Consider the following 15,424-nt stretch of genomic DNA (forward strand, 5'->3'; position numbering starts at 1 on the left):
ATGATTGCTCGCCGCGTTTTTGACGCAGCGTGTCCCCGTTTTGTTCTGGTTCTTATGACTGCTTTTTATGGTGCTATTACTTGTGCTTATGCTGCCATCGCCTCATCGGCAGGATGAGCGGGCCGGTATTGTAACCGCTCGCCATGCCGGAGTTGTAATTTGAAAAAGGCGTCGACCGCAGCCAGTTGCTCGGCAGTCGATTCCAGCAGGTTCATGCGCTGGCGGAATTCTTCGCCGCCCGGCAAGTCCTGCACATACCACCCGATGTGTTTACGGGCGGTACGCACGCCGACGTACTCGCCATAGAAGGCATAGTGCGCCGGCAGGTGTTCGTTCATCAGGCCGCGTACTTCTTCGACCAGCGGCGCCGGCAAATGCTCGCCGGTGCGCAGGTAATGGTCGATCTCGCGGCAGATCCAGGGCCGGCCCTGGGCGGCGCGGCCGATCATGACGGCGTCGGCGCCGGTGTAATCGAGCACGAACTTCGCCTTTTCCGGCGTGGTGATGTCGCCATTGGCGACCACCGGGATCCCGACCGCCGCCTTGACGGCGCGGATGGTGTCGTATTCGGCCTCGCCCTTGTAGCCGTCGGCGCGGGTGCGGCCGTGCAGGGTCAGCATCGCAATGCCGGCCTGTTCCGCCATGCGGGCAATGCGCAGGGCGTTCTTGTTTTGGCGGTCCCAGCCGGTACGGAACTTCAGGGTGACGGGGACGTCGACCGCTTCCACCACGGCGTGCAGGATGCGCTCGACCAGGTCTTCGTGCTGCAGCAGCGCGGAACCGCACCAGCTGTTGCAGACCTTCTTCACCGGGCAACCCATGTTGATGTCGATGATCTGGGCGCCGCGCTCGACGTTGAACTTCGCGCAGTCGGCCAGGTCTTTCGGGTCGGCGCCGGCGATCTGCACCGCCTTCGGCTCCATTTCCCCGGCGTGGTCGGTACGGCGCGAGGTCTTCTCGCTGGCCCACAGGCGTGGGTTCGAGGCCGCCATCTCGGACACCGCGTAGCCGGCGCCCAGCTGCTTGCACAGCTGGCGGAACGGGCGGTCCGTCACCCCGGCCATGGGGGCGACGAAGACATTGTTACGCAGGATGTAAGGACCGATTTGCACAGCGGAAAAGTTCTAAAGTTTCTCGGGGAACCTAGTATTTTACCTCATTCGCTGCTCAAAATAGCGGCAGAATTTTGGGTATTGTTGCGTGTGTGATATTGGCAGGGGTGCCTGGTGGGGGTAGACGCTCAGGACAAATCATCCAGCACAGCCGGCTGAAGGTGCCCCACCTCTCCCCAGCTCAGCAGCCGCAGCGCCCCCTGCTCCACCACGAACCGGTTCACGCTCGCATTCAGCACCTTGAAGTCGCGCGGCGTCTCCAGCGACAGCCCCAGCGCCTGGCGATAGGCGCATTCCAGCACCCCGCCGTGCGCCACCAGCGCGATGGTCTTGCCCCGATGCGCCGCCGCATGCGCTGCGATCGCGCCGGTGGTCCGCTCATAAAATGCGCGGAAGCTCTCGCCGGCGTTCTTCCCCGGCGGCAGCACGGCATCGACGTCGCGCGCCTGCCAGGCCGCGAACTCGAGCGGGAAGCGCGCCGCGATCTCGCTGTACAGCAAGCCTTCGAAGCCGCCATAGCAGCGCTCGCGCAAGGCAGGATCGGTGCCCACCTGCGCAGCACGGCTGCGGGCAATGGCCTCGGCAGTCTGGCGCGCGCGTTGCAGGTCGCTGGACACGATGTGGTCGATCCGCTCAGCCGCGAGCGCCGCGCCCAGCAACGCGGCCTGGCGCTCGCCCTCGGCATTGAGGGCGATGTCGAGGTGCCCCTGGAGCCGCTTTTCGGCGTTCCAGGCGGTCTCGCCGTGGCGAATCAGGAGGATAATTGTGGCAGTTTGTTCGTTTATTACAGGCATGAGGTTCGTCGCCCGAACCTCCGGGCGTCTAGGTTGACAGTGTTGATGCGACGTCGGGATTCAGCGAATACACCCCGAAGGTGCGCGCCTCGTCCAGGATATGGCCGCGGATCGCCAGGCGCAGTTCCGGGCCGGTGAAGCGGCCTACCAGCGGCAGGCGCGGGATGTCGAGCGCATACAGCGTAAACACATAGGTATGCACCCGTTCGTCGTTCCATGGCGGACAGGGGCCATCATACCCGTAATACTCGCCCGCCATGTCGGGGTCGCTCGCGAACCAGCCGGTGTAGTCGTTGATGCCCTGACGCAGCTGGTGCTCGGTGCCGTTCTTGATGGTAAAAGGCAGCAGCGGGCCCGGCTTGCCATGCGGCGTCACCATGTCGGAGAACCTACCCTCTTCCAGGGATTTGAGCGCGACCGGGATATCCACCAGCGACCAGTGGAAGAAGTCCACCCGCGGCAGCGCGTCCGGCACGGTCTTGCCGTCCTGGTTGACGTCGTCGCCGACGGATGGCACGTCGGGGTCGTGGCAGATCAGCACCAGGGACTTGGTGCCCGCAGGCACATCGTCCCAGGCGATATGGGGATTGCGGTTGCTGGACAGCTTGACGTGGCTGCCGGGATCGATGACCGCAAACGCGCATTGCGGCGGGATCACCCCGCCTTCGGTAAATGAGTCGCTCCAGATTCGCATACGTCCTCCCAGCCTTCTAGCTATTGACCTGTTATGGCGGCGCGGGTTTCAACGCTGCGCAAGCACCATTGAGACAGGATCAACCTGCAGCCAGAAAGTGACAGGACCGTCGTTGACGAGCGAAACTTTCATGTCCGCGCCGAATTTGCCGGTCTCGACAATGCCATGACGTTCGCGGGCTTGTCGCACGACATGGTCGAACAGGCGCCGCCCGTCTTCCGGTGCCGCCGCCGGCGAAAAGGACGGGCGCGTGCCCGATTTCGTATCCGCCGCCAGGGTGAACTGCGGCACCAGCAGCAGGCCGCCGCCGGTGTCCGTGATGCTGCGGTTCATCTTGCCGGCATCGTCGGAAAACACGCGGTAAGTCAGCAGCTTGGCCAGCAGGGCCTCGGCTTCGCGCTCGGTGTCGCCCTTTTCGGCGCACACCAGCACCATCAGGCCGGGGCCAATGGCGCCGACGGTCTCGCCGTCGACGCGCACGCTGGCCTCGCTGACACGTTGCAACAAACCAATCATGCCAGGGTCACGCGCGCAAATTTGCGCTTGCCCACCTGCATGACGAACGTGCCGGCCTCGACCTGCAGACCCTTGTCGCTGACGACCGCGCCGTCGATGCGCACGCCGCCCTGGTCGACCATGCGCATGGCTTCCGACGTCGACGCGCACAGGCCGGCCTGCTTCAGCAACTGGGCCACGCCCAGCGGCGCGCCGGACAGGCTGACTTCCGGCACCTCGTCCGGGATGCCGCCCTTGGAGCGGTTGACGAAGTCGGCGAGCGCATCGTCGGCCGCCTGGGCCGAGTGGAAGCGCGCGACGATTTCCTTGCCCAGCGCCACTTTCGCATCGCGTGGGTTGGCGCCGCCGGCGACCTCGGCCTTGACTCCGGCGATGTCGGCGATCGAGCGGAAGGACAGCAGATCGTAGTACTTCCACATCATGTCGTCCGAAATGCTCATCAGCTTGCCGAACATGGTGTTCGGGGCTTCGGTGATGCCGATGTAGTTGTTCTTGGATTTCGACATCTTTTCGACGCCGTCCAGGCCCTCGAGCAGGGGCATGGTCAGGATGCACTGCTGCTCCTGGCCATAATCTTTTTGAAGTTCGCGCCCAACAAGGAGGTTGAATTTCTGGTCGGTGCCCCCAAGTTCCAGGTCTGCCTGTAAAGCGACCGAGTCGTAGCCCTGCATCAAAGGGTACAGGAACTCATGCACCGCAATCGGTGTCCCACTCTTGTAGCGCTTGGTGAAATCATCACGCTCCATCATCCGGGCCACGGTGTAGCGCGAAGCGAGCTGAATCATGCCGCGCGCACCGAGCGGATCGCACCATTCCGAGTTGTAACGGATCTCCGTGCGCGCCGCGTCCAGCACCAATGAAGCCTGGCGGAAGTACGTCATCGCGTTTTCCTCGACCTGCTCGCGCGTCAGCGGCGGACGCGTGGCATTGCGGCCCGAAGGGTCGCCGATCATCGAGGTGAAATCACCGATCAGGAAAATCACCTGGTGGCCCAGGTCTTGCAGTTGGCGCATCTTGTTGAGCACCACGGTATGGCCGAGGTGCAAGTCCGGCGCGGTCGGGTCCAGGCCCAGCTTGATGCGCAGCGGCTTGCCCGACTGTTCGGAACGCGCCAGTTTCTGGGCGAATTCGCTCTCGATCAGCAGTTCATCGACACCGCGCTTGGTGATGGCCAGCGCCTCGAGCACCTTGTCCGTCAACGGCAGGGAAGCGGAAGATTTGGTTTGCACGCCGCTGCCGGGCGCTTCAGTAGAAGTCATAAATTCTTGTAGGAAATTAGCCAAAGCGGTTGTAGGACCACTTCTTTTGGTATAATTCACGATCCATTTTAAGTTTCTTGCAGAAAACTTTGCAGAACGATAAGAAATGGAATCCTGGAAGTTCAGCCGCAAATTTTAACTGATTGCATGAACCCTTTACAGAAAATCACCCGTCAAAGCCTGCTTCAGCTGATGCCCCGGACCCGCAAGGCGCGTATTCTCAGCGCCGGCGCTGCGTTCATGAGCATGTGCGCCTTCGGCGCCATCGGCGTGGCCCCGATCACCCCTGATGCGGCAGACATGCCCGTCAAGTCGATCGAGCAGAATCTGGAACTACCGAACCTCGCAGACCAGATCGCCGCCCTCCAGCAAGACGAGCAGCAATTCATCCACGAGGAGCGTATCCGCCCAGGCGATTCGCTCGGCTCCCTCTTCAACCGCCTTGGCGTCGACGACGCCGACGCCCAGAAATTCGTCCGCACCGACAAGACCGCCCGCCGCCTGCTGTCGCTCAAGAACGGCAAGCGCATCCAGGCCGAAACCGATGAACATGGCCTGCTGCTGTCGCTGCGCGCCACGCTCACCGACGGCAAGAGTGGCGATGCACGTCAGGTCACGGTCGAGCGTCGGGGCGAGAAATTCGTCGCCATCGAGGCACCAGCCAAGCTCGAGCGCCGCGTCGAAATGCGTTCGCGCGAAATCCAGAGCTCGCTGTACTCGGCGACCGATTCGAACGTGGACGGCGGCAGCATGCCGGACTCGGTGGTCAACCAGATGATCGAGATGTTCTCGACCAACATCGACTTCCGCTCGGACATCAAGCGTGGCGACCGTTTCAATGTTGTGTACGAAACCTTCTGGCTGGACGGCGAACTGGTCAAGACCGGCCGCATCCTGGCAGGCGAATTCGTCAACCGCGGCGTGGCCTATCAGTCGGTCTGGTACGAAGACCCGGTCACCAAGCAGGGCGGTTATTACAGCCTGGACGGCAAGGCGCTGAAGAAAGCCTTCCTCAAGTCGCCGCTGCAGTTCTCCCGGATCTCCTCGGGCTTCTCGATGCGCGTGCACCCGCTCTCGGGCAAGTGGAAAGCGCACAAGGGCGTCGACTACGCGGCCTCGACCGGCACGCCGATCCGCGCGGTCGCGGAAGGAACCGTCGACTTCGCCGGCAACAGCGGCGGCTACGGCAACCAGGTCGTCCTCAAGCATTGGTCAGGCTACAGCACCGCCTACGCCCACATGAGCCGTTTCGCTCCGGGCATGCGCAAGGGCAGCAAGGTCAGCCAGGGCCAGGTGATCGGCTACGTCGGCTCGACCGGCTGGTCGACCGGCCCGCACCTGCACTATGAGTTCCGCGTCGCAGGCCAGGCCCAGAATCCGGAAAAGTTCAAATCGCTGGCCCAGCAGCCGCTGAGCCAGGCCGAACTGGCCCGCTTCCGCATGGCCGCCGCCGAGATGAACCACCGCTTCTCGCTGCTGGCACCGAGCGGCAACGCGATGGCAGCACGCTAAGCGCTTCCTCTCCCCTCAACGCCCCGCCGCATCCTCGATGCCGCGGGGCGTTTGCTTTTGCACCCTCCTTTATGCGGCAGTCATAAATTCCTCACAATGGCAATTTAATTGCTATCTGATGGAACTTTTTTTTGCATTTCAATGCTAGAGTAGCTGAACAACAATCTACACGGAGACGATGATGCTCAGGCTTATTGCATTCATTCTGTTCGCTCTCGCCAGCGCGACATCCAGCGCCCAGGAGGCTTTCCCCTTCCTTAACAAGCCGGGCAGTTTCGCAGTCGGTTTCCGCGTGATCGAGCAGGTGGACCCGAGCCGCAGCTATCCTGCGACGGCGCCGCAGGATGTACGCAAGCCGCGCCCGATCCAGACCGCCATCTGGTATCCGGCGGTTAAAGGCGGGAAGCCGATGCGCTACGACGACTACCTCCAGCTGCTGGGCTGGGACGACGATTTCACCCGTTCCCCTGCGGAACGGAACAAGGTGCTGGCGGAGTGGCTGAAATTCGTTACCGAAGGTAAACGTGACGCACAGCTCGCTGTGGAGCGCAAGGATGTGCGCTGGGCCGTGCGCGATGCGAAGGCGCTACCGGGCAAGTATCCGGTGGTGATTTATTCTCCGAGCATCAGCAGCAATGTGTTCGAGAATGCCGAGATGATGGAATTTCTGGCTAGCCATGGCTATCTCGTGATCGCCAGCCCGGCCCTGGGTGTCGACGAGCGCTGGCAGAAGGACGACCTGGTGCACGCCGAAGCGCAGGCGGCCGACATCCGCTTCCTGGTGAATTACGTGCAATCGCTGCCACAGGCCGACGCCAGCCGCCTGGCCGTGGCCGGCTTTTCCTGGGGCGGCATGGCCAATGTGCTGGCCGCGGCCCAGGACGAGCGCATCAAGGCCCTGGTCTGCCTGGACGGCACGGTGCGCTACCGCCACGCGATGCTGGAGAAAGTGCCTTACCTGAAGCCGGAACAGCTGCGCACGTCCCTGCTCTACCTGGCCCAGCGGCCGCCGCCTTTCGAGCGCGGACTGAAGTTCAAGCCGGACCATTCGGGCAGCATCCTGCAGAAGATGACTGGCGCCGACGTTTACCTGGTGACGATGTATGCGATGGAGCATGTGTATTTCGGCACCAGTTACCTGCGCCTCGATCCGCTCGATTTCGGCGACTACACCCGTGACGAAATCGCCCAGTCCTATGCCCTGGCCAGCCGTTATGTCCTGAACTTCCTGAATGGCGCCCTGAAGGGCGAGCGCGGCGGCTTCGACTACCTGATGAAGAAGCCGGAACAGCTCGGCATGCCACGCCACAGCGTCGACACCCAATTCTTCGCGGCGCGCCCGTAAGCACACTATCTATATAGAGATGAGCCACCGGTATGGTTCGACTACAGCTTCACGGAAGGCGACTACAGTTTGCCCTATCGTAGCTGCTCATGCATGTCCTAGAGCATGCAGTCGGGGAAGACCAGCCGGCCATTGCGCGGCTGGCATTGCTTGACCCCGGGCGGTATCCTGTCGAAGGTCTTCGATTCGCCCGGCTTCAGGCTGAATTCCGCGAATACCTCATGGGTGCACACCAGCGAGGGATGACCGTTCCTGGCCCCCGCTTCCTTGCAGTCGGAGGTGTACAGGAGGAAAGGGCACTGGCCTGCCGGGCTGGACCCGCAGCTGTAGGTGGTCGTGATCCGGATCACCCGGGGCTGCTGGGGCTGCTGGGCCGTCTGGGCGCTGGCGATCATGGCGGGAAGCGCAAGGGCAAGAGCGAGGCAGGCACGGAGTCTTGTGTACATGATGCTAGAGCGTAAGAAATAAGGACGAGAAGATAGCACGGCTGCCCGCGCCAAAAATCCTCCAATATTCGCACCGAACGCCTTGTCCCCGCCGGCTTCCGCTTTTTGCCTCGACCGTTTAGACTGCATGACCGGCCAGCCCTGCCTGGGCTGCCTATTCCATGCGAGAGCACATGAGCGAGACCCCTTCCTTGTATATCGGCCTGATGTCCGGCACCAGCCTGGACGGCGTGGACGGCGTGCTGGCCGACTTCGCCGGCGGCAGCATCCGCACCGCCGCCGCCGCCTTCACGCCCTTCCCCGCCGAACTGCGCAGCGAGCTGATGGCGCTGCAGGCCGCCAGCGAGAACGAACTCGAGCGCGAGGCGCTGGCCGCGAACGACCTGGCCCTGTGCTATGCCGACTGCGTGCGCCAGCTGCTGCCGGCGGCCGGCGGGCCGGTCGCGGCGGTGGCCGTGCACGGCCAGACCATCCGTCACCGCCCGGAACTCGGCTTCACCCGCCAGACCAACAACCCTGCCCTGCTGGCCGAGCTGACCGGGATCGACGTCGTCGCCGATTTTCGCAGCCGCGACATCGCCGCCGGCGGCCAGGGCGCGCCGCTGGTGCCGGCCTTCCACGAGGCCGCCTTCGGCAAGCCGGGTACGGCACGCGTGGTGGTCAACATTGGCGGGATCGGCAACATCAGCGTGCTGCATGGCGACGGCCGCGTGACCGGTTTCGACACCGGCCCGGGCAATGTGCTGATGGATTTGTGGATCGGCCGCCACCTGGGCAAGCCCTATGACGAAGACGGCGCCTGGGCCGCCAGCGGCAGCGTGCACGGACCGCTGCTGGATGTGCTGCTGGACGAGCCCTATTTCCGCCAGCCGGCCCCCAAGAGCACCGGCCGCGACCTGTTCCACGATGCATGGCTGGATGCCAGGCTGCAGGGATTCGGCGCGCTGGCGCCGGCGGATGTCATGGCGACCCTGACCCGGCTGACGGGCGTGACGATCGCGCAGGCGATCCGCGCCGAACATGCGGGCGTGGATGCGGTGTACGTGTGCGGCGGCGGCGCCTACAACGCCACCCTGCTGGGCGAGATCGGCGCGGCGCTGGGCGGCGCGCGGGTGGAATCGACGGCGGCGCTCGGCATCGCGCCGAACCGGGTCGAGGCGCTGGCCTTTGCCTGGCTGGGCTACCGCTTCCTGCAGCGGGAGCCGGGCAACCTGCCGGCCGTCACGGGCGCACGTGGTCCGCGCATCCTGGGCGCGCTGTATCCTGCGTAAACGTCAACGGTCCGGGCAAGCCGGACCGTCAAAAAGGAACGGCCCGGATGAACCGGGCCGTCGACTGCCCGGATCACCGGGCTGCCTGGGGGCTCAGGCGGAGAACGAGGAGCCGCAACCGCAGGTCGAGGTGGCGTTCGGGTTCTTGATCACGAACTGGGCGCCTTCGAGGTCGTCCTTGTAGTCGATCTCGGCGCCGACCAGGTACTGGTAGCTCATCGAATCGATCAGCAGCTGGACGCCGTTCTTTTCCATCGTGGTGTCGTCTTCGTTGACGATTTCGTCAAAGGTGAAGCCGTACTGGAAGCCGGAGCAGCCGCCGCCCTGCACGAAAACGCGCAGCTTGAGGTCGGGATTGCCCTCTTCCTCGATCAGCTGGGCAACTTTCTGTGCGGCGCTGTCGGTGAAGTTGATCGGAACTGGGATCGTGTCGTGCTCTTGCACTTCGGCGACTGCGGTCATGAAACACTCCTGGTGAAATACGTGAATTACGCTATGGTGTCCATTATAGACCCTTGGCGCAACTCATGCTGCCGAGCCGACCTCGGCGTCGGATAGATGAAACACCGGCTCGCCCACGGGCTCGTGGGTCAGTTTCCCCGTCACGAGGGCGCCGCCGTGCATCTCGAGCAAACGGTAATGGACATCACCATGTATGCGGCCTTTCGGCTGTAATTCAAGGAGTTCCGACGAATACACCGATCCGGCGATGTAACCGTTGACCACCAGGCTGGCGCAGCGCACCTCGCCCTCGATCCGTGCGTGCTCGGACACGATCAGCATGCTGTCGGCGCCGTCCGCCGCCACCACGTTGCCGTGCACCTCGCCGTCGATGCGCAGGCCGCCGGTGAAGCACAGGTCGCCCTCGATCCGGGCCGAGATGCCGACCAGGCTGTCAATCTCGCTTTTTACTTGTCGACCGAACATGATTCACCTCTCCTTTGGGCGCTGAAAATCAACCTGTGCATCGGTCAATTTACCGTGCTCAACAAGAGCGGCCTTGATCTAGATCGGGTGAGTCGAACGGGGAGAGCGCGCGGGCATGGCGCCCGCGCGGTAGATGAGACGGGAATTACGGCAGCAGCGCGATCTGCTTCAGGCCGGTCGCTTCGTCGAGGCCGAACATCAGGTTCATGCACTGCACGGCCTGGCCGGATGCGCCCTTGACCAGGTTGTCCTGCACTACCAGGATGACGACGGTGTTGCCGCCTTCCGGACGGTGCAGGGCCAGGCGCAGCATGTTCGAGCCGCGGGTCGAGCGGGTTTCCGGGTGCGCGCCGAAGGGCATCACGTCGACGAACTGGCTGTCCTTGTATTCGTTCTCGAACAGGGCCTGCAGGGCCGCGTCGTCGATGTCCTTGGTCAGGCGCGCGTACAGGGTCGCGTGCATGCCGCGGATCATCGGCACCAGGTGGGGGGTGAAGATCAGGCCGATCTTCTGGTCGGTATAGCGCGCCAGCTGGGCCGAGGTTTCCGGGGTGTGGCGGTGGCCGTGCACGCCGTAGGCCTTGAAGTTGTCGCTGGATTCCGAGAACAGCGTGCCGATCTCGGCCTTGCGGCCGGCGCCGGAAACGCCCGACTTGCAGTCGGCGATCAGGTTGCCGGCGTCGATGATGCCGGCCTTCAGCAGCGGATAGAAGCCGAGCTGCATGGTGGTCGGGTAGCAGCCCGGATTGGCGACCAGGCGCGCCTTCCTGATGTCTTCGCGGTTCAGTTCCGGCAGGCCGTACACGGCTTCCTCGATCAGCTCGGGGGCGGTGTGCGGAATCTTGTACCACTGTTCAAACGTCGCCTGGTCCTTCAGGCGGAAGTCGGCCGCCAGGTCGATGAGCTTGACGCCGGCCGCCAGCAGCGCCGGGGCCTGGGCCATGGCGACGCCGTGCGGGGTGGCGAAGAACACCACGTCGCACTGGCTCAGGTCGGCCTTGTCCGGACTCGAGAAGGCCAGGTCGACGACACCGCGCAGCGAGGGGAACATGTCGGCCACCGGCAGGCCGTCTTCCTTGCGCGAGGTGATCGCGGTCAGCTGCACGTCGGGATGCACGGCCAACAGCCGCAGCAATTCCACGCCCGTGTATCCGGTTCCGCCAACGATGCCAACTTTGATCATGTTCTGTTCCTTCGTGATGTGAATGACCTTTTCAGGACGAGGCTGCATTTTAACAGCGGTGAAAAATGCGTGCGCCCGCCCTGTCAGCGAAGGAAGGCCCTCAGTCTGTCGCGCCCGGCGTAATCGACTTGCTGACCCTGCCCTGCTCGTCCAGCATCTGGATCTCGGCCTTGCCGTCCGCCGAGACCATCAGCATCATGCGGGTCCGCCCTTTCGCGTCCTTCAGCTGGAGGGACGATCCCTTGGCGGCGGTGTTGCCGAGCCAGATACGGTTCTGGACCAGGCGCCCTTCCTCCTCCAGCTTCTTCCAGTAAGCCTGCTGTTCCGGCCGCGGCAGCTTGCGGCTCTCCTCGCGGAAGCGCTTGATGTCGTCCATCGAGGTGAGGCCGTGGTAGGGAACATCGTTGATGATCAGGGCGGTTTGCTGGTGGTTGGCGCTGTCGTGGTTGAGCAGCTGCAGGGCCTGGTCCTGGCGGAAGCGGTCGAAGGTCAGGGACAGGCCGGATGCGATCTTGCCGTCGGCGCCGATGCTGCCCTTCTGGATCAGGCCGCCGTTCTCGGTGCCCTCCTCGTTGATGAACAACATGCCGGCGAAGCTGCGGCGGTCCGGACGCTCGCCTTCCTTGCCCTGCTGGAAGTCGCCCGGGAACTGGGCCTTGTTGGAGATGATGATGCGCTTGGTGCCGTCCGGTTCGACGATGTTGATGCGGCCGACGGTGATCTCGTCGAAACTGGCGCGGCGTGCCGGATCGGCGGCGCCGCTCAGGGTCATGACGGCGGCCAGGGCGGCGGCCATGGTGGTGGCGCCGGCGAGGAAAGTACGGATCTGGGACATGGGGACTCCTTTATTTGAGTTTGTTTTTCAGGCGGCGCAGGCGCCATTCGATGAACAGGCCGACGAAACCGCATGCGAAGACGACGGCGCCGATGTACTGCAGGAGGCGATTGCCGCGTGCCTGGATATGCCTGGTATCGATCAGCTCGAAGCGGCGCCGGCCGTTTTCCGCTGGCTCGTAATACACCGTCCCGCGGCTGTCGGGCCATTCCACGGTCAGCGGCTGCTCGCGTTTCGCGAGGAACTCGGCCGACTGTTTCGCCATGTCCTCGTGCGTGATGATCCTGGCGGCCATTTGCTGCCCCAGGATTTCCCTCCAGGTCGTGAAGATGTTCTCCGTTTCGCCGGCGCGGATCACTCCCGGCGAGGTGTACTTGTAGAGTTTGTTTGGAAAAAAGATCCCGTCGTTCGCCGCCAGCATGAGGGCGAAGCCGACAATCCATGCCGCCGCCGAGCCGAACAGCCAGCGCTTAGTATGGTGGACCTGGGCCTGCACCTCCCCGGCAGTGAACTGGGTGACGGCGGGGATGTGGCACAGGGTCGTGGCCAGCACGTCCCTGTCCACGTCCTGGAGGAAGGTCGCCGCATCCATCTCCAGCGCGGAGAGGATGGTGGAAAACATCTCGGCGGAGGGCACCGACTTGTCGTTTTCCAGCTTGGACAGATAAGACTGCTCGATACCGGCCACCTGTGCGAACTGGGGCTGGGTCAGCCCCTTTTCAGTCCGCAGTTGCTTGAGTCGTTCGCCAAAATTCATGACGGGCTTTCCTGGAGTGGTTGGGAAAGCCGTATTCTTTGCTATTCATGCATGACTTGGAAGATGAATATCGGCGAATACTGATGAATATGCCGTAACGCTATCCAGAGCGCATAAAGGAGGCCGGAAAAATAAAAAGCCGCCCACCTTGCGGAGGACGGCTTTCGCAGCCAGCGCCCGGAGGCGCTGGTAGCAGCAGAAACGAATTAACGCTTCGAGAACTGCTTTGCGCGGCGTGCTTTACGCAGGCCGACTTTCTTACGCTCGACTTCACGGGCGTCACGGGTGACGAAACCGGCACGTGCCAGGTCGCCCTTGAGGCCTGCGTCGTAGTCGATCAGGGCGCGGGTGATGCCGTGGCGGACGGCGCCTGCCTGGCCCGACTCACCACCACCGTGCACGTTGACCTTGATGTCGAAACGCTCGACGTTGCCGGTCAGTTCCAGCGGCTGGCGGATGACCATCAGGCCGGTTTCGCGCGAGAAGTATTCGTTCGCAGGCTTGCCGTTCACGACGATCAGGCCGGTGCCGGCTTTGATGAACACGCGAGCGACTGCACTCTTGCGACGGCCAGTGCCGTAGTTGTAGTTACCGATCATGTCAGTTCCTTAGAGGGTCAGTGCTTGTGGTTGCTGTGCTGCGTGCGGGTGCGAACCTTCCGCGTACACTTTCAGCTTCTTGATCATTGCATAGCCCAGCGGGCCCTTCGGCAGCATGCCTTTGACAGCCTTTTCCAGGGCACGGCCCGGGAAGCGCTGTTGCATTTTCAGGAAGTTGGTTTCGTAGATACCGCCCGGGTAGCCCGAGTGACGGTAGTAGGTCTTCTGGGTGGCCTTGGTGCCGGTCACGCGCAGCTTGCCTGCATTGACGACGATGATGTAGTCGCCGGTATCGACGTGCGGAGTGAACTCCGGCTTGTGCTTGCCGCGCAGTCGGAGTGCCACTTCGCTGGCAACACGTCCGAGGACCAAGTCCGTCGCGTCAATCACCAACCAGTCGCGCTGGACTTCATGGCCCTTAGCGGAAAAAGTTTTCATGATGACTTCCTAAATAGGTTAAATGCTCACTGTGGTGGTTCCGCCCTTGCTGCAGCGGACTCTGCCTTATTGTCTTCCCCGAGCAAAGGGAAAGCCCACGATGATAGCCGAACAGAGGCTGGCCCGTCAATGCGGGCGACGGAAGCTGTCGCATTTTCCACGCCTGAGCTGATCTACTTCTTTCTCCCAGGGCAAAGCCGTCCCCGTTCGCATAAATTCATGCGATGGTGCAACTATGCATTGACCGTCAAAACGATGCCAATCTACTATGCATGCATCCTTTGAGGAGATTGTGTGAAGACAAGATCGTTACTTTCCGTTGCCGCCCTCTGGCTGACAGCATCGATGGCAAGCGCAGCGCCACCCGCCAATGCCGGCGCCGCCACCCGCAGCTGCCACCTCCCCGGCGTCGTCGATGCCCTGCGCTGCGTCACCCTCGACGTCCCGCTGGACCATGCCAGGCCGGCCGGCGCCAAGCTGAAACTGCACGTCACGGTCGCGCCGGCGCACCGTGCCGGCACCCGCGGCGATCCGCTGTTCGTCCTGGCAGGCGGCCCCGGCGAGGCCGGCAGCGACGTGGTGGGACTGCTGTCGACCGCCTTCAACCGGGTGCAGGCCACCCGCGACATCGTGTTCATCGACCAGCGCGGAACCGGCCGCTCAGGCAAGCTCGATTGCAGGAGCAGGCCGGAACAGGAGCGCATGACCGAGAAGCAGCTGGAAGCGGAGCTGCATGCCTGCATCACTGCCACCAAGGCCCCGTTCGCTGCCTACACGACCGAAGCCGCCGCCCGCGACACCGAGCTGGTGCGCCGTGCGCTCGGCTATGGCGCCGTCAACGTCTTCGGCGGCTCCTACGGGACCCGCCTGGGCCAGGCCTATGCCCGCCTCTATCCGTCCAGCGTGCGCAGCCTCGTGCTGGACGGCGTGGCCGCGCCCGACCAGGTGATTCCGGCCGGCGCCCGCGACGCCCAGGCCGCGCTCGACAAGATGTTCCAGCAATGCGCCAGGGACGCGTCCTGCAACAAGGCCTTCCCGCAGCTGCGCGCGGAGTTCGAGGGCCTGGTCGCGAAGCTCGAAGCCGGCGGCATCAAACTGTCGCTGCCCGACCCGCGCACCGCGCAGCCAGTCGAGTTCACCATGACGGCAGCGCGCTTCCTGGGCACCGTGCACGGCATCCTGTACTCGCCGGCCGACGCCCGCCGCCTGCCCTTCCTGATCCATAACGCGGCGCAGGGACGCTGGCAGCCCTTCGTCGCACGCCAGAACGTGGCCGGCGATTTCGGCACCCAGGGCCACATCGCCATCCTGCTGCACCTCGCGGTGGTCTGCGCCGAAGACGTGCCGCGCATGACGCCGGAGCTGATCCGGTCCGACGCCGGCATGCTGACCAAGAACCTGGCCGACCAGATACCCGCCCTGTGCAAGGTCATGAAGGTGCCGGCCGTGCCTTACAAGGAGCCGACCCGCATCGAGTCCCCGGCCCTGCTGCTGTCCGGCGCGCTCGACCCGGTCACGCCGCCGCACCGCGCCGCCACCGCCGCCAAATACATGGCGCGCGCCCAGCACGTGGTGGTCGACAACGTCGGCCACGGCGTCTCGCAGCTCGGCTGCGCGCCGCGTCTGCTGCGCAGCTTCCTCGACAAGCCGCAGGACAGGCTGGACGCCGCCTGCCTGAAAGAGATTCCGCCCCCGACCTTCCAGCTCGGCAGCGCCGGCCCGCAACCATAAGGCAT

At 63.6% G+C, this 15,424-nt stretch carries 17 protein-coding genes; 4 read left to right on the forward strand and 13 right to left on the reverse strand.

The window, feature by feature from the left end; all coding sequences use genetic code 11:
- Positions 1-86: 86 nt before the first annotated feature.
- From dusB to tyrS, 5 genes are all read right to left on the reverse strand, one after another.
- Positions 87-1,112, reverse strand: coding sequence for a tRNA dihydrouridine synthase DusB (gene dusB / locus ACSQ25_RS20605; RefSeq protein WP_436107532.1), 1,026 nt, complete (start codon positions 1,110-1,112; stop codon positions 87-89).
- Between the two features lie 128 nt (positions 1,113-1,240).
- Entirely contained in the window at positions 1,241-1,906 is a 666-nt protein-coding gene (locus ACSQ25_RS20610; protein WP_436107533.1) for a histidine phosphatase family protein, read from the reverse strand.
- Positions 1,907-1,934: 28 nt separating this feature from the next.
- A complete protein-coding gene (locus ACSQ25_RS20615) occupies positions 1,935-2,600 on the reverse strand; it encodes a YbhB/YbcL family Raf kinase inhibitor-like protein (RefSeq protein WP_436107534.1) in 666 nt (221 codons plus the stop codon).
- A 48-nt stretch (positions 2,601-2,648) separates the two neighbouring features.
- Positions 2,649-3,116 carry a D-aminoacyl-tRNA deacylase gene (gene dtd / locus ACSQ25_RS20620; RefSeq protein ID WP_436107535.1) on the reverse strand — a complete coding sequence of 156 codons (468 nt, stop codon included), beginning with the start codon at positions 3,114-3,116 and terminating at the stop codon, positions 2,649-2,651.
- Complete coding sequence (tyrS, locus tag ACSQ25_RS20625; protein WP_436107536.1) at positions 3,113-4,375, reverse strand: tyrosine--tRNA ligase; 1,263 nt, start codon at positions 4,373-4,375, stop codon at positions 3,113-3,115. The genes dtd and tyrS overlap by 4 nt, the downstream gene beginning before the upstream one ends.
- Positions 4,376-4,522: 147 nt before the next feature.
- Between tyrS and ACSQ25_RS20630 the strand changes: the two genes are divergently transcribed.
- The gene (locus ACSQ25_RS20630; protein WP_436107537.1) at positions 4,523-5,887 is read left to right on the forward strand and encodes a M23 family metallopeptidase; all 1,365 of its coding nucleotides are present in this window, start codon (positions 4,523-4,525) and stop codon (positions 5,885-5,887) included.
- A gap of 178 nt (positions 5,888-6,065) precedes the next feature.
- Complete coding sequence (locus ACSQ25_RS20635; protein WP_436107538.1) at positions 6,066-7,232, forward strand: dienelactone hydrolase family protein; 1,167 nt, start codon at positions 6,066-6,068, stop codon at positions 7,230-7,232.
- A gap of 98 nt (positions 7,233-7,330) precedes the next feature.
- Here the strand turns inward: ACSQ25_RS20635 and ACSQ25_RS20640 are convergent, their stop codons facing one another.
- Entirely contained in the window at positions 7,331-7,678 is a 348-nt protein-coding gene (locus tag ACSQ25_RS20640) for a hypothetical protein (RefSeq protein WP_436107539.1), read from the reverse strand.
- A 173-nt stretch (positions 7,679-7,851) separates the two neighbouring features.
- On the opposite strand from ACSQ25_RS20640, the gene ACSQ25_RS20645 reads away from it, so the two are divergent.
- Complete coding sequence (locus ACSQ25_RS20645; RefSeq protein WP_436107540.1) at positions 7,852-8,949, forward strand: anhydro-N-acetylmuramic acid kinase; 1,098 nt, start codon at positions 7,852-7,854, stop codon at positions 8,947-8,949.
- A gap of 93 nt (positions 8,950-9,042) precedes the next feature.
- On the opposite strand, the gene erpA is transcribed toward ACSQ25_RS20645, so the two are convergent.
- The 7 genes from erpA to rplM all read right to left on the reverse strand — a co-directional run bounded on the left by erpA (position 9,043) and on the right by rplM (position 13,688).
- Positions 9,043-9,411, reverse strand: coding sequence for an iron-sulfur cluster insertion protein ErpA (gene erpA, locus ACSQ25_RS20650; protein WP_227799879.1), 369 nt, complete (start codon positions 9,409-9,411; stop codon positions 9,043-9,045).
- Between the two features lie 63 nt (positions 9,412-9,474).
- Positions 9,475-9,876, reverse strand: coding sequence for a bactofilin family protein (locus tag ACSQ25_RS20655; RefSeq protein WP_436107541.1), 402 nt, complete (start codon positions 9,874-9,876; stop codon positions 9,475-9,477).
- 145 nt (positions 9,877-10,021) lie between these two features.
- Complete coding sequence (gene argC, locus ACSQ25_RS20660) at positions 10,022-11,059, reverse strand: N-acetyl-gamma-glutamyl-phosphate reductase (protein WP_436107542.1); 1,038 nt, start codon at positions 11,057-11,059, stop codon at positions 10,022-10,024.
- 100 nt (positions 11,060-11,159) lie between these two features.
- Positions 11,160-11,894, reverse strand: a complete 735-nt coding sequence (locus ACSQ25_RS20665; protein ID WP_436107543.1) for a hypothetical protein — start codon at positions 11,892-11,894, stop codon at positions 11,160-11,162.
- 10 nt (positions 11,895-11,904) lie between these two features.
- A complete protein-coding gene (locus ACSQ25_RS20670; RefSeq protein ID WP_436107544.1) occupies positions 11,905-12,651 on the reverse strand; it encodes a helix-turn-helix domain-containing protein in 747 nt (248 codons plus the stop codon).
- 206 nt (positions 12,652-12,857) lie between these two features.
- Positions 12,858-13,250, reverse strand: a complete 393-nt coding sequence (gene rpsI, locus ACSQ25_RS20675; RefSeq protein WP_027865814.1) for a 30S ribosomal protein S9 — start codon at positions 13,248-13,250, stop codon at positions 12,858-12,860.
- A gap of 9 nt (positions 13,251-13,259) precedes the next feature.
- Positions 13,260-13,688, reverse strand: coding sequence for a 50S ribosomal protein L13 (gene rplM / locus ACSQ25_RS20680; protein WP_224946249.1), 429 nt, complete (start codon positions 13,686-13,688; stop codon positions 13,260-13,262).
- A gap of 345 nt (positions 13,689-14,033) precedes the next feature.
- Between rplM and ACSQ25_RS20685 the strand changes: the two genes are divergently transcribed.
- Positions 14,034-15,419: an alpha/beta hydrolase gene (locus tag ACSQ25_RS20685; RefSeq protein ID WP_436107545.1), complete on the forward strand. Its 1,386-nt coding sequence runs from the start codon at positions 14,034-14,036 to the stop codon at positions 15,417-15,419.
- Positions 15,420-15,424 lie beyond the last annotated feature (5 nt).

Origin of the sequence: Massilia sp. LjRoot122 (assembly GCF_964252725.1) — a bacterium.
In the GTDB taxonomy this organism is placed as follows: domain Bacteria; phylum Pseudomonadota; class Gammaproteobacteria; order Burkholderiales; family Burkholderiaceae_D; genus Telluria.